Raw genomic sequence first — 18730 nt, 5'->3', positions numbered from 1 at the left:
GAGCTTTGGGACTATGATGTTCTCAAAGCTCATTAACCTCTCCTTTCAATGCTTACAGTGGCTATCTTATGTTTTCAACATTGGAAAAAAGTATCCGACAATACATTTTAGTGACGTTTAATTATTGGAACTTCACACTAACAGATGGTGCTTTACGCATGCTGGTGGTGCTGTATTTTCACGACTTGGGTTACGGCACACTCGCCATCGCTTCTCTGTTTCTGTTTTATGAGTTTTTTGGTGTTGTGACTAACTTGATCGGTGGTTGGCTAGGAGCACGTTTAGGCTTGAATAAAACCATGAACATCGGTTTGCTGATGCAGATTGTTGCGTTGAGTATGCTGGCGGTTCCCAATGAGTGGTTAACCATTGTGTGGGTAATGGCGGCGCAAGCACTCTCAGGCATTGCGAAAGATCTCAACAAAATGAGTGCCAAAAGTGCCATCAAAACGTTGGTGCCTGATGATCAGCAAGGCGCATTATATAAATGGGTCGCCATCCTAACTGGCTCTAAAAATGCGTTGAAAGGGGTTGGTTTCTTCCTTGGTGGAGTACTGCTGTCTTTGTTTGGCTTCCAATATTCAGTGATTTTAATGGCTAGTATGCTTGGTTTGGTGTTGATTGGTAGCTTAATTGGACTCGATACCGATCTTGGCAAAGCGAAAAACAAACCAAAATTTAGCCAGCTTTTTTCTAAATCAGACTCAGTAAATATTTTATCTGCGGCGCGCTTATTCTTATTTGGTGCTCGTGATGTTTGGTTTGTGGTGGCTTTGCCTGTTTATCTTGGCACTGTGTTTGGTTGGGACCATTTGTGGGTAGGTGGCTTTCTTGCTGCGTGGGTAATTGGTTACGGTATGGTACAAAGTATTGCACCGCGCATAACAGGAAAAGCGCAAGGAAAAGTACCGGATGGTAGCGCGGCTGTCGGGTGGGTTGGTTTACTTGCCGTAATCACAGCTTTGATTGCCTATTGTGTACAAATAGGTTGGCAGCCGCAGTGGGTGATTGTCATCGGGCTGATGTTGTTTGGTGCTGTTTTTGCGGTTAACTCTTCGCTCCACTCTTATTTGATTGTCAGTTATGCCAAAGGTGATGGCGTGTCACTGGATGTTGGATTCTATTACATGGCCAATGCCATGGGGCGCCTAATTGGCACTATTCTTTCAGGCTACGTGTTTCAAGTGGCTGGGTTGGCGGCGTGTTTATGGGTATCATTTGCTTTTCTTGCCATCACGACCTTAATTTCTTTCAAATTACCTAAAGCTTCATTACAAACGGTTTAATACTTTTTAACTTAAATTTGACGCAGTGCTTCGCTGCGTCTTTATTTTTATTGCTATAGTCAGACAAGTTTCTTTTCAAATGAGTAGCTTATGAGACAGCGTGTCCTCTTTTTTGATCTTCTCCGTTGTGTGGCAGCGGTTGCTGTTATTGGCATTCATGTTCTGGCTCCTTATCGTCAGCAATTTGGTGATATTCCTTTTGAGCAGTGGCTGACCGCAATTACTGTTAATAGCGTTAGCCGTTGGGCTGTTCCGGTATTCATTCTTATTTCCGGTGCATTAATGCTCAGTGATCGACGCCCTTTTGATGCGAAATATTATGTAAAGCGACGTTTAGGCAAAGTGTTACTGCCATTTTTAATTTGGTCGTTGTTTTACGCTTATTTGTCCGGCTGGAGTGCTGACGGGTTTAATGCTCAAGTGGTTAAAGATGTATTGATCCATAGCCCTGAGCATGCGACTTACTACCATCTTGGCTTTTTCTACTACTTTATTCCGCTCTATTTTGTGATTCCATTTCTGCAAGTCTTGGTGAGACGAGTAGATGATAAAGCCTTGTATGCATTGGTCGGTGTATGGTTACTTACGACCACCTTATTCCTGTTCGGGATTGATGGCCCCTGGAGTCATGAACTGTGGTTATTTTCTGGTTACTTACCTTTAGGTTATATCCTTTATCAAAAAGTGCCGTTAAATCGTCTATCGGTCGCAACGGCCACGCTACTTGGAGGCATTGCTCTATTTACGACGATATGGATGGTGACGAGCCATAGTATTGCGGCTGGTGAGTATACGATAGGACGCTGGCTTTCTTATAAAACGCTAAATGTGGTGTTAGCTGCCAGCATGGTCTTTATGCTGTGCCGTTATTTTGGTGAGGGGTTATCTGCCCGTACAAATCAAGTGGTGAGTTTTATCAGTCAATACAGCTTGGGCATTTATATTTTACATCCGATTTTCTTATGGCCCGTGAAGGCATATGGATGGGATCAAGGGCATCCAGTTTGGGTTATTCCGTTGTGGATTATAGTCAGTGGTGCGGGATCACTCGCTGTCAGCTGGCTTGTTTCCCGTTCGGCTAAAACGCGTTGGCTACTCCCTTAGCGTTTGAGAGCAAAGTGTAGAAATTTATGACCGCAATAGGTCAGCGTCCCTTGGTCGCCTGGGTTTAATGCATGGTAATAATGTACGCCAACTTGGAATTCTCGTTTAGGGCCTATTTTGCCTTTCTGGACATAAATCCAGAACTCTTGGTCTTCTTCACCGGGGCGAGGGTGGGGAATAGCAATGGATTGTTTGTCGATTATGGTGACATTGGCTGTACGCTCGGGAGCATTCTCACCTTGCATGTGACGACGATAAAAATGGTTAAATGCCCAAGCTGCTGCAATGGCCAGTAAAGCTACTGTGATGATCAAGAAAAATGGCATGATGCACTCCTTAGGGATGAAGTCACTATTTTAACGAGCAACATATATTAAAGAGTTATAAGTCTCAGCAAAGCGTGATCTAGAATTGTTTAGAGAATTTTTTTTCGGCTGATATCACACTTTATTGGCAGGTTAGCCAACTAAAATAAGTCATAACCCTTCGAAAAAGTATGATACAGATAGTTAAGCTCCACTATGATTGGCAAAGGAGGGCGGCCATGTCTGATATTGAACAAGTTGTACTGCGAACGCGTAAATTAGAAACCTTACTAAGAGAGCAGTATCACGCCAACGGTAAAGGCCTTCACCAGTTGATCACTAGTTGTGAAGAGCGCTTGCCACACGATGTGATTAGTAAGCTGCGTTATATTGCGACAATTCGTAATAAGGTGGTACACGAAGAGGGGTACCAATTAGATAATCGTAAAGAGTTTTTGAATGTTTGTGGAGAGTGTGAGAAGGAGTTGACCCCGCGGAGTGGCCGTTTTATTTGGCGTGTTGCGATTTCATTGATGACTCTGATTACACTTGCTGCATTGGCGTTTTACTACATGCATTGGGAAGTTTTATCTAAACATTTACAATGAGATAGTTAAAAATTTGATAAAAAAATGGGGATGCATGTGCATCCCCATTTTTTGTATTCAGTACTTAGTACATCATCGGCAGTGTCATTAGTCCAACGATAACTGCGATCATTACAAGTCCCTGTTTTTGAGATGAAGAAATCATAACACTGCTCCTTTAAATTAGTGAATCCATCTTATGTCTTTTACAATAGCACTACTTTAGTGGCTTGATCAACATCAATTTGATGAAGTATCTAAAAATATAACTAAAAGTGGCCTGTATTGACCTGTATTGGCTATGTTTAGTTATGTTTTTGAAGTGGTTGTATAGTGTGCTTGTTGGGTTTTATTTAACCTTTTGTTTTTTATCTTATTGTTTTTTATTGATTTTTAAAGTTTGAATTATTGTTGTTGGTATGGTTTTTTCTGGTTTTGGTGCTTGGTGGATCTCGCTCTGTCAAAGTTTGGTGAATTCTCATTTTCTGAGAAAAAATGAATGGTTTTTTAGTGGTGGATGTATTGCTATCTGGTTAGCACGGTATTTATTGATATTAATCTCATGATTATCGCTTTGATTTTGCTTCTGGTTGGGTTGTGTGGTTTTATGATGGCTTGTTTTTTATAGTTATATGTTTTTATTTGATTTTTTATTTCTAATTTAAAAATTATGGTCAGTGATATGTGCGTTTTTTGGTTGGTGTTTCTTTTTAAATTCAATAAAAAACAGTGTTTTCTATGGTGGGGTGGTGCTGGACTGCAAAAGTGTATGTTGTTGGATAAGTATTAGTCGGGGGCTTATTATTTATCTGTTTTAAACAACGCGAAGTGAATCCGTGGATTCGCTATCAAGATCCAACTTTTGTAGTCATATGCTGGACTTCAACGACCACATCCCTACACTGGCGGCAGATTCATAAAGGGGTAATGACATGTGGAGCTGGCTCTCCGTTGCTTTGTCAGGATTCATCAGTATTTCTGCACTTGAAAGTAACAACATAAAACAAGCGGTAATGTTTAAAACATTCAGTATGTTGCTGTTGGTTGTTATCTTATTGAGCCAAACAAGCCAGTTATCTTCTCCGATTTTATGGATTAGTCTCGGTTTATGCGTATCCGCATTCGCTGATAGTTTGCATGTACTACAGCGCTACCCAAGAGTGTGTTTTGCCACCTTTCTTTTAGCGCAACTGATGTACAGCAAAGCATTTTGGTTACAACTCTCAGGAGTGATGGTGTGGTGGTTACCCGCATTGCTGATTGCAGCCAGTATCGTTGCCTTTTTTCTACTGCTTCCTCAAATTGATACATTAATTTTTCCCGTTGCTATTATGGGGTTGATGTTAATCCAATTGGCGTGGGCTTCCGGTGAGCTATGGTTACAAGCTCATACCGTAGGGGCTGTGTGCGGATTTGTGGGTAGCTTAGTGCTAATAATGTCAGCCCTTTTGTTAGCTATTCATGATTACCGTCGTCCTCTTCCATTTGGCCGCTATTTAATTTCGGGCAGCTATCTGTTGGCTCAAGCTTTGATCACCGCATCTGTGGTTTTATAAACACTGGCTGTGACTAGCATCGAAATCTGTAAATTAGGCTGATATACTGCGCCAACTTTGAACTAATGAGAGTTGTGCGAGATGGAAATTCTATCGGCTGCAACCATGCTATTTTTAATCATGGACCCACTTGGCAATTTGCCGATCATGCTATCGATATTGAAGCATCTCGATCCAAAGCGCCGTCGAGTGGTCCTAATTCGTGAGCTTTTCTTTGCGCTGATTATTTTGATGCTGTTTCTCTTTGCTGGGAAAAGCATTATGGGCTTTTTGCACGTGCAACCTGAAACCTTGAGCATCTCTGGTGGTATTATTTTATTTATCATCTCAATTAAGATGATTTTCCCAAGCGCAGGCAGCATCACCGGTTTGGCTGCGGGTGAGGAGCCGTTTATAGTCCCGATGGCAATACCAATGATTGCAGGGCCTTCTGTTATTGCCGCGCTGCTTTTACTCTCGACTCAGCATCCCGATAAATTATTAGAGCTCTCTGGCGCGGTACTGCTAGCGTGGGGCGGAACCTTCCTCATTCTTATGTTCTATAACTTCTTCCATAAGGTATTAGGTGAGCGAGGGTTGAAAGCGGTAGAGCGGTTAATGGGGCTGCTGTTGGTAATGATTTCGACCCAAATGTTCCTCAATGGCGTGAAAAGTTATATGGGTATGTAGGAAAAAGAATACCGTTAAACTTACCAATGAAAAAAGCCGCACAACTGGTAAGCAGTGTGCGGCTTTTTCCTTTTTATAGCGAGGGGTTACATCATGTGTTTACGGCGAATATCGAGCAGTGAGAAGACTCCAAACACAAGAATTGACCATTTCTCCCAACGGCTCATGTTTATCTTATCACCGAATGCGCCAATAAAAATCAGCATTTGCAGGCCATGCATGATGAATAAAAATGCCGTCATAATATAAAGCGCAATAGCCGCTTTCCCTGGGAATGGCATAAAAATATTAAGTAATAAAATAAACCAAACAAAAGCAATGGCCGCTTTTGCTAATACGAGTAACACTTTCATTCGGATGTCCTTTCAAAGAGTCGATAGCTCACTTGGCCTGCCGTTTTTTCACGGTGTAGGCGCCAATTGTTTGGGATGCCATCAAGAGGAAGTTCTTTTTCAGTTTCAATATAGATCATTGCATCGTCTGCAAGCCAGCCGTTTTGCTCCAAAAGTGTTACGGTTTCATTCAGTAAACCTTGGCGAAATGGAGGGTCGATAAAGATGATATGTTGAGGTGTGCCAACTTGTTGTAGAAACGTCAGCGCATCGCTATTCACCACTTGCACGTTTGAGGCGTTGAGCGCAGCGATATTTTGCTGAATTTGTTTAAAAGCGGTCGGATTGAGCTCAATCAGTGTCACTGATTCCGCTTGTCTGGATGCAGCTTCAAACCCGAGTCCACCGGAGCCGGCAAATAAATCGAGACATTTTGCACCAGGAACTTCTTGTGCCAACCAATTAAATAGCGTCTCTTTGACGCGATCAGTCGTTGGGCGAAGTCCTTGGGCGTCATGAACTGGCAGTTTACGACCTCTCCATAAACCACTAATAATGCGAACAAAGCCGGTGGATGGCTTATTTTGTGATGAGTTTTGCTGGCGACGTCTTACCATAGATTTTTTGACCGCTAATAAAGTGATACTATGTCCAGTCTACCCACCAAGATGGGTGTTGGCATAGCCATTGAATTTTAATAATGACAAAGTTTACCAAGCTAATTGGAAAGTTTTCACTGCTTTGTCATTTTTCTTTTTCTTAAGAGAGATAATTCTTTAAGAAAAAGGTCGTAGTTAGTTTAGTAAATCTAGGATATCCCCAGATGACGGAAAAAAAGAAACGCGGATTACTCTCTTGGCTAGGTTTTGGTGAAGAAGAATCAAGCAAACCAACCACAGCAAAAGAGCAAACTGAAGATCAATCTGTAGTTGAAGAAACAGTGGTTGAACATGCAGAAACAGCAGAAATTGAAGAAACAGTCGTTGCTGAGGTAATGCATGAGTCTGACACTGTTTTAGCAGAAGCAGAAGCAGAAGCAGAAGCAGAAGCAGAAGCAGAAGCAGAAGCAGAAGCAGAAGCAGAAGCAGAAGCAGAAGTTCGAGTTCAAGAGCAAGAAAAGCCAAGCGAAAGCTTTTTCGCTCGTTTAAAGCGCAGTTTAACTCGTACTAAAGCCAATATAGGCGCCGGTTTTTTTGGCCTCTTTAAAGGCAAAAAAATTGATGACGATCTTTTTGAAGAGCTAGAAGAACAGTTATTGATCGCCGATGTGGGTATGGACACCACGCTTAAAATTATTAATAACCTAACAGAGAAAGCATCTCGCCAAGCATTAAAAGATGGTGAAGCACTGTATGGTTTACTCAAAGATGAAATGGCAGATATTCTGGCTAAAGTCGAGCAGCCGTTGGTGGTTGATAGCAGTAAAACGCCCTATGTCATTTTGATGGTAGGGGTAAATGGTGTCGGTAAAACGACGACCATCGGTAAGCTTGCCAAGCAATTTCAAGCACAAGGTAAGAAAGTCATGCTGGCTGCGGGAGACACTTTCCGCGCCGCTGCGGTAGAGCAGTTGCAAGTGTGGGGTGAGCGCAATAATGTTCCCGTCATCGCGCAGCATACTGGCGCAGATAGTGCGTCTGTTATTTATGATGCGATCGAGGCTGCCAAAGCGCGTGGTGTTGATGTGGTTATCGCTGATACCGCGGGTCGTTTGCAAAACAAGAGCAACCTAATGGAAGAGTTGCGTAAAATTGTGCGGGTAATGAAGAAAATTGATGATTCAGCTCCGCACGAAATTATGCTGACCTTAGATGCCGCGACTGGGCAGAATGCCATTAGCCAAGCCAAATTATTTAGTGAGGTGGCTCCGGTGACAGGCATTACTTTGACTAAACTTGATGGCACCGCAAAGGGTGGCGTTATTTTTGCCTTAGCGAACCAGTTTGAAATTCCTATTCGCTTCATTGGTGTTGGAGAAGGGATCGATGATCTGCGTCCATTCGAAACGCAGCAATTTATCGAGGCGCTATTTAGCCGCGAAGAATAAGATCGTTAAGGTGCTCCTTGAGCACCTCATTAACCAATAAGGCACTGGTAGGGGAATAGCGAGTGATTAGATTTCAACAAGTGAGCAAAGCGTATCGCGGTGGCCGTCAGGCACTGCAAAAAGTTGATTTTCACTTACGTCGTGGAGAAATGGCATTTTTAGGTGGTCATTCGGGCGCAGGGAAAAGTACTTTGCTGAAGCTAATTTGTGCTATCGAACGTCCAACCGATGGGCGGATAAGCTTTAACGGCCACGATATCACGCGCATTCCAAACCAAGATATTCCATTTTTACGCCGTAATATTGGGATCGTGTTCCAAGATCATCGTTTACTGATGGACAGAACCGTCTTTGATAATGTGGCGCTGCCAATGCGAATTGAATCGATCTCTGAAAGTGAGATTAAACGCCGCGTATCGGCTGCCTTAGATAAAACCGATTTACTTGATAAAGCACGTTGCTTGCCGAGTCAGCTTTCTGGCGGCGAGCAGCAACGCGTTGGTATCGCAAGAGCGGTCGTTAACCGCCCAACATTATTACTCGCTGACGAACCGACCGGAAACTTAGATCCCGAACTTTCTAATCGAGTGCTTAAACTGTTTGAAGAATTTAACCGTGCTGGTGTCTCTATTATTTTGGCAACACACGATATTAGCTTAGTGAATACACGTCCTCAATACCGTCATTTAGAGCTTAATCAAGGATTTTTAAGCGAGGTAGAAGACTATGGCAATTAAGCCAAACAATAAGAAAAATGCGAAAGTGCGTGAGCCAAAACGCGTGAAAACCGATAGTTTTTTCACGGTTCATTTTAAGCAAGCTAAAGCCTCATTTTCATCATTATGGCTACGACCACTCGGTAATATCCTTACTCTGGCTGTAATTTCAATGGCTTTGGCAATGCCAGCATGTATGTACCTATTAAGCAAAAATATTGCCTCTGTTGCGAGCAATGTAACCAGTCCTTCACAAATAAGTGTTTACCTACAAGAAAACACACCAGAAGCTCGGATCATGGTGTTGAAGGATGAGCTAGAAAGCTTAGCGGATATCGCTAGTGTTGAGTATATTTCTTCGCAGCAAGGGCTGGCTGACCTTAGCCAATATGCCGGTTTTGAACAGGCAATAAGCTTATTGGATGATTACGCTTTACCTGGTGTATTAATTGTTACCCCAGACGTTGAGCTGCAAGGTCAAATCAAAGCCTTGGCGCAAAAAATACAGACTGAGCAAGACGTAACCGATGTGCGTTTAGATGAAGACTGGCTTGCAAGACTAGATGCAATCCGTACTTTAGCGACCGTGATCGTTGCTAGCTTATCTGTTTTGATGTTGGGGTCAGTATTTTTGATTGTTGGTAATACATTGCGTTTTAATGTACAGGCCAATAAAGATGAAATCCAAACCATGAAGCTGATTGGAGCCACTGATGGATACATATTACGTCCCTATCTGTACTCAGGGATGTGGTTTGGTTTATTAGGGGCGTGTGCCGCTTGGTTGTTAACCGCTTTCATTACAGTCCTGCTAAACGGTGCAGTGGAAGATCTCGCGTTGCTTTATGACAGCCGTTTTCGCCTAATTGGACTGAGTTGGGATGAATCTTTGTTACTACTTATGCTTGGCACCTTCTTAGGCTGCATTGCTGCAAAAGTTTCTGCTAAGCGCCATTTAAAAGAAATTGAGCCAGTTTAGTCGAAGGGGGTCAAAAAAATGGTTAATAACTATGACTTGGCCATACATTGCGGGCTTGTATAGACGATTTGTTTATGCATAATAGCTTCCCCCTGCTTGATTCTTGTTCATTTTGGGTTCAGGATTGGCGGGTTAAAACATCCATTACTCCAGATCAGATATTGATGAGGAATTGAATGACAAACCAAACGTATACAATGGCTCTCGTTTCACAAGATAGCTTAGACAGCTACATTCGTTCAGTGAACAGCTACCCAATGCTGACGCAGGAAGAGGAGCAGTCACTCGCAGAGCGATTACATTACAAAGGTGAAATTGAAGCCGCGAAAGGGTTGATCTTATCGCACCTTCGATTCGTCGTTCACGTTGCTCGTGGTTATTCTGGTTACGGTCTGCCAATGGCTGATCTTGTACAAGAAGGTAATATCGGTTTGATGAAAGCGGTGAAGCGTTTCAACCCTGAAGTCGGGGTCAGATTGGTTTCATTTGCTGTGCATTGGATCAAAGCCGAAATCCACGAATACGTGCTACGTAATTGGCGTATTGTGAAAATTGCCACAACGAAAGCGCAGCGTAAATTGTTCTTTAACCTACGCAAGTCTAAAAAACGCTTAGGTTGGTTCAATAACAGTGAAGTAGAAACTGTTGCTCGTGAGCTAGGGGTTGCCCCTGCTGAAGTGCGTGAAATGGAATCTCGCTTAGCCGCACAAGATCCGACATTTGAAATGTCGGCTGACGATGATGACTCAGGTGCTTCTTACAGTGCACCAATGCTTTATCTTGAAGATAAGCACTCAGATCTAGCTGAAAATGTTGAAGCAGCGAATTGGGAACACCACACCAATAATCGTTTAAGTTTAGCATTAGCAAGCTTAGACGAGCGGAGTCAACATATTGTACGTTCGCGTTGGTTAGATGACCAAAAAGCGACACTGCAAGAGTTGGCAGAAGAGTATGGCGTTTCAGCTGAGCGTATTCGTCAGCTTGAAAAGAACGCAATGAAGAAGTTGAAAGAGGCTGTTGGCGAATTCTAACTTCTTAACGCGATAAGAGTTATTTGAAGGCCGAGATCTTTATGATCTCGGTTTTTTTATATCCGATCGAAAATAAGTGACACAATTTATCGTTATGAGTTGTGGATAACTCTGTGACAAAATTATTTGTGAGCTGTCATCAAGTCGTTTAAATCAAGGCTTGAACAGCGTTTTATGTTTGGGGATATGTATTACGTTACACACAGAAAAGTAAGGATCATCACTACATGTTGTGGATCAATTTTCACTTTGCTACTTTATCAACGTAATCCACAAGATTATCCACAAATGGCGATAAAGTGTTCAGTGGTGGATAACCTTATAAAGGCTGTGTACTTGATCGATATTGTATAGGTTACAATGAGTGTCTAAAAACAATGCGGATAGAAAGAGAAAGTGATGGATAAATTTCAACATATTGATGCTCATGGAGCACAAGCTTTAATTGAACAAAATAATGCGAAATTGGTGGATATTCGTGATACGCAGTCGTTTACAGTGGCACATGCCCAAAGCGCTTTCCACTTAACCAATGACACTATGGTGGCTTTCATGAACGATACTGAATTTGAGCAGCCAGTTTTAGTGATGTGTTACCACGGTATTAGTAGCCAAGGAGCTGCGCAGTATCTGGTTAACCAAGGTTTTGAACAGGTGTATAGTGTTGATGGTGGATTTGAAGCTTGGCATCGCGCCAACTTACCAATAGTAACCAACTAGGACAATACAAATATATGTTAAGGCTGATCACTCTCAATAACCCCAGAATGGCGCAAGCTTTTATTGATTACATGGCATCTCGACGTATCGAGATCCAAATGATGCCAGAGGGGAGTGGTCAGTTTGTATTATGGCTGCTAGACGACCAATACCAAGTTGAAACGGAAGCTGAGCTGACACAATTTTTGCAAAATCCGAATAACAAAAAATACCAAGCTGCCTCTTGGGATGTCGCCGAAACTCGCAATAACCATTTTCAATACCGTTCTCCGAGCATGTTAGCTATGGTTAAAGCAAAAGCAGGCCCTTTAACTTTGGGTGTAATGAGTGTCTGCCTTGTGATTTTTACTCTTCAGCAATTCGGGTTGGCTAATGAGGTTTTTTCCGCATTGCATTTTCCTGCCGTTACTGGCCAGCAATGGCAAATTTGGCGTTGGTTTAGTCACGCGTTGCTTCATTTCTCAGTGCTGCACATTGTTTTTAACCTGTTATGGTGGTGGCAATTAGGTGGGGATATTGAAAAAAAATTGGGCTCTTTCAAACTAGGCCAGTTATTTTTACTATCAGCCGCCTTATCCGGTGCAGCTCAGTACTGGGTTGAAGGCGCTAATTTTGGTGGTTTATCGGGTGTGGTTTATGCGTTGGTTGGATATTTATGGATGCTCGATTGGAGAGCCCCTAATGTTGGTTTGCAAATGCCTAAGCCGCTCATCGGTTTTATGTTGGTGTGGTTAGTTCTTGGTTTTGTACAACCTTTCATGGCGATAGCCAACAGTGCTCACCTAGCAGGGTTAGTTGCTGGTGTTGCTTTGGGGCTTAATGACGCCTCTCGCTATCGCGCTCGTTAGTTGCTTTCAGCGGTGAGCAAAGTGGAAAAAATAAAGCGGCTGTTGCCGCTTTATTGGTAAATGTATTTAGTAAACAGTAAATCAGCAATAACGGTTCGTCCCGTTTCTGGTAGCAATACTGCATTTAATTGTTCTACCAGTGACTTTCTTAAGTCTTCACGTCCAGCAAGAGACTTGATGGTTTCTTCTGTCTGCTTACCAAGTAACTCGACTACGGCATCACGTATAAGAGGCTGATGCAGTTCAACGATGGGTAAATCTTTACTATTGGCCACCATGACATCGATGCGAACTTGAATATAACCAAGTTTTTTCCCTTTGGTAAAAAAGTTCGTTGTCAGATCCGGTTCCAAGGTAAAGTAAGCGAGTTTAGGTACGCCTTCTTCTTCGGCCTTACTGGGTAGGGCACAAAGTAGGCTCATGGCGATAATTATTTGGGCTACATAACGTTTAAGCATATTTCTATCTTTTCTTTCTTCTGTTCACGATACTCGAATCGCTTTAGTCTTGTTACAATAGAGCATCTAATTGTAATCAAAATGCCTATCTCGTTGTTAGGAATATGCTGTGTCAGCTTCTTCCACCCAGTCATTTTTTATGGATGGGTTTCTGATTTCTAACCTAATCAGTATTTCTGAGAGAGCGCGTTTTCTGTGGTTATTTTAACTCCAAAATGGATCTTTATTGTATGTTGATAAAGCCACTAATTGAATACTAGTATGAATCAATCAATTTCGCTCTATCTGTCTGCTTTACGTGAAGTAATTTGGCAGCAACCTGACGATTTTTGCTTCCCAGATCAGGTTTCTCAGTCTTGGCTTTTGGAGCAAGGCTCATTATCTCGTGTTTTAGAAAAGCATTGCCAGCAATTGGGTGTCGAGCTACTGCACAATAAAATAGTAAAAGCAGAACGTTTGCAACATGATGAAATTGCTTTGTTATCGAAAGAAGAATGCTTATTACGCAAGGTGGTATTGTGTGGTGATAGCGAACCATGGGTAGTGGGTCGAACCTTGATTCCACAATCTTCCATGCTTGGTCAGCAATATGATTTAACTCGTCAAGGTAAAATTCCTCTTGGGCTGACGGTTTTTAGCGCTGAGAACGTTAATCGTGATGCATTACAAGTCGGGTGGGCTAAAACGGCTAAGGGGGAATTTCTCGCGCGCCGTTCTCGATTATGGATGAACCACAAACCCATGTTAGTGGCGGAACTGTTTTTACCGTCTTGCCCTATTTACTCTAAGGAGAGAGTCTAATGACCTTAGTTAAGGCCCGTGCTTATTGGCAGTTAATGCGAATGGACCGTCCAATTGGTTCGTTATTGCTGCTCTGGCCGACGTTGTGGGCATTGATTATTGCTGCGCAAGGAGTGCCGGATCTTCATGTGTTAGTGGTTTTTGTGCTGGGAGTTTTGTTGATGCGCTCGGCTGGATGCGTGATCAACGACTTTGCCGATCGTAAAGTGGATGGGCATGTCAAACGAACCAAACAGCGGCCACTACCCGCAGGGATAGTCAGCACTAAAGAGGCGATTATCCTATTTTTGGTACTAGGCGTGACCTCGTTTTTGCTAGTACTGACTATGAATCCGCTGACGATTCAGCTTTCATTTGCTGGGATAGTATTAGCGTTTGTGTACCCTTTTATGAAGCGTTATACCCATCTTCCACAGTTAGTTTTAGCCTTGGCATTTAGCTGGTCGATTCCCATGGCATGGGCAGCACAAGCGAATGAATTGCCGATGGTGATGTGGTTTGTTTTTATGATTAACGCGGTATGGACAGTGGCATACGACACACAATACGCCATGGTTGACCGCGACGATGATATCAAAATTGGCATTAAATCAACGGCCATTTTGTTTGGTCGTTTTGATAAGATGATCATCGGTATTTTACAATTGCTAGTGTTAGTGATGATGATTGCATTGGGGGGATACTATCACCTAGGGGCAAGTTTCTACTGGTGTGTGCTTGCCGCGGCAGCGTTGTTTGTTTATCAGCAACGTTTAATCCGTCATCGTGATCGTGATTTATGCTTTGATGCATTTTTGAATAATAACCATGTTGGTATGGTATTAACCTTGGGGCTTCTAATCGCCTTTTGGTAGAGGTGTGACTTCCACGGGGTAGGTAAAACAAAGGCATCATCATGATGCCTTTGTGGTTTCTTGCCGTTAGTCGACTTGGCAGACGCTTTCTTGAATGGTTAAGCGAATTTCAGGATAGAGCATCGAATAGAGTAAGCGTGCAAGCTGTGTGGTCGGTTCTCGGTTACAGTTGCCATCAAGCTCTAAATAACCTTGTTCTTTTAGCGTGACAAACATTGCAGAGAAAACCCCTTTATCGAAGAACTCTGGTGCGTTGATGCCGTGTAAGCGACCAAGACGCTGAGCAATTTCTTGGCTTTTCTGCTCTAAATCTGATTTCCCTAAGTCTGGGTTTGCAACCAACAGGTTCAACGAAATCGCGTAGCGTTGCAGTGTTTCTGAAATGGTACGGCCTAGCAGCATCAAAACTTGAGTTTTTGCTTGGTTGATGGTGACCATACCGTCATCGTTTACACTGACTAATTGTTGGCGTTGGAGCTCATCAATATAATCGCTGACCACATCGGCTAGTTGATCTTGTGCGTAACTTAAGAACAGCTCTTGTTTTAAGAATGGATAAACCAGTGCCACATTGGCTTTGATTTGATCCAATGACAAACTTTGTTGGCGAATCAGCATTTGTGCAATCATTGATGGGATCGCAAACAGATGAATAATGTTATTACGATAGTAGGTCATCAAAATCGACTGATTACGATCAAGCGAAATAATTTCACCCATAGTGTCCGTTTCAATGACAAACTTATCGAGCGACTCAGCATGTTTGACCAACTCTTCTGCGCTCGCTTTAGGCACGGTACAGGTTTCTGAATAGCGCACATTATTGAGTAGTGATAAATAGCAGTCGATCTGCTTGATTAAGTTATCACGTGAGAGAGCACTTTGACGTGAAGCGAGCAGAGCGGTCGCACAGAGTGTTAGTGCATTCGCAGCGGCCGCATCATTAATGTGTGTCATCATTTTAGTTGCAAGTTGGTTGACGACTGGGTTCATCCATTGCGGTTTCGTCGAGCCCATTGGGTCAATATCTTGCGTCCATTCTGGCGCTTGCTCGTTCAAGTATTGGTTGAGTTGAATTGGCTCGCCAAAGTTGACATAACCTTGTCCGAAATTGCGCAGTTTGCGAATGGTACGTAGAACAAGCCCCGCGTTCTCTTTTTCTTTACGTTTACCTCGTAGCTCTTTGGCATACGTACTGACTTCCATAACATGTTCATAGCCAATGTATACTGGCACCAGTGTGACTGGTCGGTTAAGGCCTCGCAACATTGCTTGAATTGTCATAGCAAGCATGCCGGTTTTCGCCGGTAATAAGCGCCCAGTACGCGAGCGACCACCTTCGCTGAAATATTCTACCGAGTAGCCTTTAGCAAATAACTCAGCCAAATATTCGCGGAAAATAGTTGAGTAGAGTTTATTGCCTTTAAAGCTACGGCGAATAAAGAATGCCCCGCCACGGCGGAAAATAGGGCCTGCAGGAAAGAAATTGAGGTTAATACCGGCTGCAATATGCGGAGGCACCATGCCTTCATGGTATAGAACATAAGAAAGCAGTAGGTAATCCATATGACTACGGTGACAAGGAACGTATACGATTTCGTGTCCATCTTGTGCAAGGCGGCGAACGGTAGCTGCGTTGTTAATGTTTAAGCCTTGATAAATGCGGTTCCACAACCAGCCTAAAATCCGATCGCCTTTTTTTACCAGTGAGTAAGAAAAATCAGCCGCAATCTCATCCATAATGTCATGCGCTTCTTTACGCGCTTTTTCGATAGAGATATTTTGTGCTTTGGCTTGATCTTCAATCGCTTTTTCAATCGCTTGTGATTTTATCAAGCGGTTAAATAATGCCTGGCGATTCGGTAAGTTTGGACCAGAAGCGGCCAGTTTTTGACGAGAAAAGTGAATGCGAGCCACACGCGCCAATTTGTGCGCAATGGAGGCATCGGTACCGTGGGCATCTGCCATATAACGGATAGAAACTACTGGGCTGAAACGCACCATGCAGTCGCGCCCAGCTAAGATGACGGCTTGCGCTTTTTGTAATCCATTCATGGCTTGTAGGTAAGGCTTTTCTTGACCTTCCTTACCTGGCTTGCGTCCCCAAAGTACTGTTGCAGGGATCACTTGCACATCTAATTCTGTATCAAATTGATGCATTTCAAGCAGTTCAGAAAAGAGCGTAATCGAGTCACTTGGGATGTGTTGATCATTCTGTACTAATGTTGGACGTGCAGAAATAAAGACATAACGTTGAAAGCTTTTACCGTTTAACTCAAGTGGTTGTAAAGGATCAGGTAGTCCGAGCTGTTTCGCGTGAGTTTGAAGTGTAAGTAAATCAACACTAGAGCGAAAAGGTAAGGCGTATACAATGGGCTTATTAACATCGATGCCGTGATCTTCAATTGGATTTGAAGGAATCGCCGTGCCTTTGACCAAAACTGATAATGGCAGTTTTAGTAATGAACGTGAGAATGAGTGTCCAGAAGACATAAAGGTTCATAGCCTCAAGAATATTTCAATAAACCTAAACGCATTTCAATTTCCCAAGTAAAAACAATAAGAAACAAGAAAAATTGATATACGCCTAAGCAGCTAACTATTTTTGAACGGCAAGAATACCAGAAACTGGTCAAACCTTTTAATTTTTATTGATTAGTAAAACATCATTTCGCTCGATGTGGGATGAGTAGAACGGAAAAACACGGAGTCAACAACTTGCCCAATTTCTACAAATAGCTAAAAAATAAACACTTACTCTTCCATTTATCATATTACTGGATATACTCACAGTTAACTGTATAAACAGACAGGTGACTCATGAAGCCGTTAACGCCACGCCAACAACAAGTATTTGATCTTATCCGTAGCAAAATTGATGAGACAGGAATGCCACCAACCCGTGCCGAAATTGCACGAGAGCTTGGTTTTCGTTCTGCCAATGCAGCAGAAGAACATCTAAAAGCATTGGCTCGTAAGCAAGCCATTGAAATTATTCCCGGTGCATCACGCGGTATCCGCATTCTGCTTGAAGCGGCTAATGAAGAAACCGGTTTACCTTTAATTGGTCGAGTCGCAGCTGGTGAGCCTATTTTGGCCGAAGAGCACGTTGAAGCTCATTATCAAGTCGACCCTAGTATGTTTCGACCGCAAGCTGACTTTTTATTGCGTGTTCATGGTGAAAGTATGAAAGACATCGGCATTATGGATGGTGACTTGCTCGCAGTTCATAAAACGCAAGACGTGCGTAATGGTCAGGTGGTAGTCGCGCGTGTAGAAGATGATGTCACGGTGAAACGACTTGAGCGTAAAGGTTCAACGGTTTTACTGCATGCTGAAAACCAAGAGTTTTCACCGATTGAAGTTGATTTAAATGCGCAACAATTAACGATTGAAGGCATTGCAGTTGGAATCATTCGTAACACCGACTGGATGTAACCTAAACTTAATCGGATGTATTGAGATTAATTCTCAATAAATTGATTTTGCAATTGATATTCATTATCATCTTCTTTGCTGATACTCAAGGAAGATGATGATGCCACCTAAACCTTCTACTTTAAAACGTTACCAGATACCTACCAATTTAGTTCAGCCATTATGGTTTCGTAGCCGTGAAAGCTTGGTTGATAATGGTTTGGTTTATGATCCCATTGCTGCAACGGCTTGTCAGCGCTGCCAGTTAGCACCTGAGTGCTTATCCGGTAATATTGACCAAAAACAGTTACTACACGCTACGTTAACCCAATTATGTGATCAGCAGGTCCGAGCGTTTATTGAGCGTCACCCCGATGGTGTCATCATTAATGTTGGGGCGGGGTTAGATACGCGTTTTTATCGGGTCGACAATGGACGTTGTCAGTGGATTGAGCTGGATATAACCGAAAATTTATTGTGGCGACAAAAACTGTTTCATCATAGTGAACGTTACCAATATGTGTGCGGTAGTGTTGATGATTTGCAATGGTTAGATACGTTAACCATTACGGATTCTGCACCAGTACTGATGGTATGCGAACATGCGTTATTAGATTGTAATGCACACCAGCTAACACGTTTTATTCGTGCATTAGGTTTGTATTTTTCTCATGCGAGTGCTTGTTTGATGTTAGCTGGCGATAAGACAGCCTCAGCTCTGGGGCAAAGTATGGGTTCAGGCCACTATCAGCACGGTTTTCGTATACCGAGTGAGGCAATATTTAATTGTTTACCCTGGGCTGAATCAGTCAAAACATATTCTCCATTAGACAGTCATTGTGGCCGTTGGAAATGGTGGCAACGTTGGTTGAGCAAAGTGATTGTCTCAAAACAACGTTTGACCCCTGTTTTGGTTCATATCCATTGGTAAATTGAGTAATACGGCTCTCCTTCCTGAGTAAGATCTAGCCGCCACTTTACGGCTCAGTTACACTTTGCTTTCTATTGAGAGAGGTC

Annotated in this window: 20 protein-coding genes; 15 read left to right on the top strand and 5 right to left on the bottom strand. The window is 42.7% G+C overall.

The features are described 5' to 3' along the window. The first annotated feature begins 68 nt into the window (after positions 1–68). A complete protein-coding gene (gene arsJ, locus MCT08_RS00985) occupies positions 69–1286 on the top strand; it encodes an organoarsenical effux MFS transporter ArsJ (protein WP_053311421.1) in 1218 nt (405 codons plus the stop codon). A 90-nt stretch (positions 1287–1376) separates the two neighbouring features. Beyond that, complete coding sequence (locus tag MCT08_RS00980) at positions 1377–2390, top strand: acyltransferase (protein WP_274677720.1); 1014 nt, start codon at positions 1377–1379, stop codon at positions 2388–2390. Here MCT08_RS00980 and MCT08_RS00975 read toward each other — a convergent pair. Next, a complete protein-coding gene (locus MCT08_RS00975) occupies positions 2387–2716 on the bottom strand; it encodes a DUF2500 domain-containing protein (protein ID WP_053311423.1) in 330 nt (109 codons plus the stop codon). The two genes, MCT08_RS00980 and MCT08_RS00975, sit on opposite strands and share 4 nt — an antisense overlap. A gap of 218 nt (positions 2717–2934) precedes the next feature. On the opposite strand from MCT08_RS00975, the gene MCT08_RS00970 reads away from it, so the two are divergent. The 3 genes from MCT08_RS00970 to MCT08_RS00960 all read left to right on the top strand — a co-directional run bounded on the left by MCT08_RS00970 (position 2935) and on the right by MCT08_RS00960 (position 5507). Continuing rightward, entirely contained in the window at positions 2935–3303 is a 369-nt protein-coding gene (locus MCT08_RS00970) for a hypothetical protein (RefSeq protein WP_053311424.1), read from the top strand. A gap of 911 nt (positions 3304–4214) precedes the next feature. After that, entirely contained in the window at positions 4215–4838 is a 624-nt protein-coding gene (locus MCT08_RS00965; protein WP_274677719.1) for a lysoplasmalogenase, read from the top strand. An 81-nt stretch (positions 4839–4919) separates the two neighbouring features. Next, positions 4920–5507, top strand: a complete 588-nt coding sequence (locus MCT08_RS00960; protein WP_053311426.1) for a YhgN family NAAT transporter — start codon at positions 4920–4922, stop codon at positions 5505–5507. Between the two features lie 86 nt (positions 5508–5593). Here MCT08_RS00960 and MCT08_RS00955 read toward each other — a convergent pair whose 3' ends face one another. After that, positions 5594–5860: a DUF1145 domain-containing protein gene (locus MCT08_RS00955; RefSeq protein ID WP_168523750.1), complete on the bottom strand. Its 267-nt coding sequence runs from the start codon at positions 5858–5860 to the stop codon at positions 5594–5596. Continuing rightward, positions 5857–6456 (bottom strand): 16S rRNA (guanine(966)-N(2))-methyltransferase RsmD, encoded by a 600-nt coding sequence (rsmD, locus tag MCT08_RS00950; RefSeq protein WP_053311428.1) that lies wholly within the window; start codon positions 6454–6456, stop codon positions 5857–5859. The genes MCT08_RS00955 and rsmD overlap by 4 nt, the downstream gene beginning before the upstream one ends. A gap of 206 nt (positions 6457–6662) precedes the next feature. On the opposite strand from rsmD, the gene ftsY reads away from it, so the two are divergent. From ftsY to glpG, 6 genes are all read left to right on the top strand, one after another. After that, positions 6663–7886: a signal recognition particle-docking protein FtsY gene (gene ftsY, locus MCT08_RS00945; RefSeq protein WP_274677718.1), complete on the top strand. Its 1224-nt coding sequence runs from the start codon at positions 6663–6665 to the stop codon at positions 7884–7886. A 62-nt stretch (positions 7887–7948) separates the two neighbouring features. Continuing rightward, positions 7949–8623, top strand: coding sequence for a cell division ATP-binding protein FtsE (gene ftsE, locus MCT08_RS00940; protein ID WP_053311430.1), 675 nt, complete (start codon positions 7949–7951; stop codon positions 8621–8623). Further along, positions 8613–9581, top strand: a complete 969-nt coding sequence (ftsX, locus tag MCT08_RS00935; protein ID WP_274677717.1) for a permease-like cell division protein FtsX — start codon at positions 8613–8615, stop codon at positions 9579–9581. Before ftsE ends, ftsX begins: the two co-directional genes overlap by 11 nt. Before the next feature lie 176 nt (positions 9582–9757). After that, entirely contained in the window at positions 9758–10615 is an 858-nt protein-coding gene (rpoH, locus tag MCT08_RS00930; protein ID WP_053311432.1) for an RNA polymerase sigma factor RpoH, read from the top strand. A 399-nt stretch (positions 10616–11014) separates the two neighbouring features. Further along, the gene (gene glpE / locus MCT08_RS00925) at positions 11015–11335 is read left to right on the top strand and encodes a thiosulfate sulfurtransferase GlpE (RefSeq protein ID WP_053311433.1); all 321 of its coding nucleotides are present in this window, start codon (positions 11015–11017) and stop codon (positions 11333–11335) included. Between the two features lie 14 nt (positions 11336–11349). Further along, positions 11350–12183 (top strand): rhomboid family intramembrane serine protease GlpG, encoded by an 834-nt coding sequence (glpG, locus tag MCT08_RS00920; RefSeq protein WP_274677716.1) that lies wholly within the window; start codon positions 11350–11352, stop codon positions 12181–12183. 50 nt (positions 12184–12233) lie between these two features. Here glpG and MCT08_RS00915 read toward each other — a convergent pair whose 3' ends face one another. Next, positions 12234–12641, bottom strand: a complete 408-nt coding sequence (locus tag MCT08_RS00915) for a flagellar basal body-associated protein FliL (protein WP_053311435.1) — start codon at positions 12639–12641, stop codon at positions 12234–12236. A 249-nt stretch (positions 12642–12890) separates the two neighbouring features. On the opposite strand from MCT08_RS00915, the gene MCT08_RS00910 reads away from it, so the two are divergent. Both MCT08_RS00910 and ubiA read left to right on the top strand, forming a co-directional pair. Next, positions 12891–13442: a chorismate lyase gene (locus MCT08_RS00910; RefSeq protein WP_274677315.1), complete on the top strand. Its 552-nt coding sequence runs from the start codon at positions 12891–12893 to the stop codon at positions 13440–13442. Then, positions 13442–14296, top strand: coding sequence for a 4-hydroxybenzoate octaprenyltransferase (gene ubiA, locus MCT08_RS00905; RefSeq protein ID WP_172533187.1), 855 nt, complete (start codon positions 13442–13444; stop codon positions 14294–14296). The genes MCT08_RS00910 and ubiA overlap by 1 nt, the downstream gene beginning before the upstream one ends. 66 nt (positions 14297–14362) lie before the next feature. On the opposite strand, the gene plsB is transcribed toward ubiA, so the two are convergent. After that, on the bottom strand, positions 14363–16789 hold the full coding sequence (gene plsB, locus MCT08_RS00900; RefSeq protein WP_274677715.1) for a glycerol-3-phosphate 1-O-acyltransferase PlsB: 2427 nt from the start codon (positions 16787–16789) through the stop codon (positions 14363–14365). A 327-nt stretch (positions 16790–17116) separates the two neighbouring features. Between plsB and lexA the strand changes: the two genes are divergently transcribed. Next, on the top strand, positions 17117–17734 hold the full coding sequence (gene lexA, locus MCT08_RS00895) for a transcriptional repressor LexA (RefSeq protein WP_053311439.1): 618 nt from the start codon (positions 17117–17119) through the stop codon (positions 17732–17734). 94 nt (positions 17735–17828) lie between these two features. Continuing rightward, positions 17829–18644: a class I SAM-dependent methyltransferase gene (locus MCT08_RS00890; RefSeq protein WP_274677714.1), complete on the top strand. Its 816-nt coding sequence runs from the start codon at positions 17829–17831 to the stop codon at positions 18642–18644. Positions 18645–18730: the final 86 nt, after the last annotated feature.

It is taken from the genome of Vibrio aestuarianus (genome assembly GCF_028858425.1).
GTDB lineage: Bacteria > Pseudomonadota > Gammaproteobacteria > Enterobacterales > Vibrionaceae > Vibrio > Vibrio aestuarianus.
The sequence above is the reverse complement of the archived record's forward strand: the minus strand, read 5'-3'. Positions and strand labels throughout refer to the sequence as shown.

Bases quoted from the DNA above. Each gene is read 5' to 3' on its own strand.
- arsJ (WP_053311421.1), top strand. From the start codon at position 69: ATGTTTTCAACATTGGAAAAAAGTATCCGACAATACATTTTAGTGACG.
- MCT08_RS00980 (WP_274677720.1), top strand. From the start codon at position 1,377: ATGAGACAGCGTGTCCTCTTTTTTGATCTTCTCCGTTGTGTGGCAGCG.
- MCT08_RS00975 (WP_053311423.1), bottom strand. From the start codon at position 2,716: ATGCCATTTTTCTTGATCATCACAGTAGCTTTACTGGCCATTGCAGCA.
- MCT08_RS00970 (WP_053311424.1), top strand. From the start codon at position 2,935: ATGTCTGATATTGAACAAGTTGTACTGCGAACGCGTAAATTAGAAACC.
- MCT08_RS00965 (WP_274677719.1), top strand. From the start codon at position 4,215: ATGTGGAGCTGGCTCTCCGTTGCTTTGTCAGGATTCATCAGTATTTCT.
- MCT08_RS00960 (WP_053311426.1), top strand. From the start codon at position 4,920: ATGGAAATTCTATCGGCTGCAACCATGCTATTTTTAATCATGGACCCA.
- MCT08_RS00955 (WP_168523750.1), bottom strand. From the start codon at position 5,860: ATGAAAGTGTTACTCGTATTAGCAAAAGCGGCCATTGCTTTTGTTTGG.
- rsmD (WP_053311428.1), bottom strand. From the start codon at position 6,456: ATGGTAAGACGTCGCCAGCAAAACTCATCACAAAATAAGCCATCCACC.
- ftsY (WP_274677718.1), top strand. From the start codon at position 6,663: ATGACGGAAAAAAAGAAACGCGGATTACTCTCTTGGCTAGGTTTTGGT.
- ftsX (WP_274677717.1), top strand. From the start codon at position 8,613: ATGGCAATTAAGCCAAACAATAAGAAAAATGCGAAAGTGCGTGAGCCA.
- rpoH (WP_053311432.1), top strand. From the start codon at position 9,758: ATGACAAACCAAACGTATACAATGGCTCTCGTTTCACAAGATAGCTTA.
- glpE (WP_053311433.1), top strand. From the start codon at position 11,015: ATGGATAAATTTCAACATATTGATGCTCATGGAGCACAAGCTTTAATT.
- glpG (WP_274677716.1), top strand. From the start codon at position 11,350: ATGTTAAGGCTGATCACTCTCAATAACCCCAGAATGGCGCAAGCTTTT.
- MCT08_RS00915 (WP_053311435.1), bottom strand. From the start codon at position 12,641: ATGCTTAAACGTTATGTAGCCCAAATAATTATCGCCATGAGCCTACTT.
- ubiA (WP_172533187.1), top strand. From the start codon at position 13,442: ATGACCTTAGTTAAGGCCCGTGCTTATTGGCAGTTAATGCGAATGGAC.
- plsB (WP_274677715.1), bottom strand. From the start codon at position 16,789: ATGTCTTCTGGACACTCATTCTCACGTTCATTACTAAAACTGCCATTA.
- lexA (WP_053311439.1), top strand. From the start codon at position 17,117: ATGAAGCCGTTAACGCCACGCCAACAACAAGTATTTGATCTTATCCGT.
- MCT08_RS00890 (WP_274677714.1), top strand. From the start codon at position 17,829: ATGATGATGCCACCTAAACCTTCTACTTTAAAACGTTACCAGATACCT.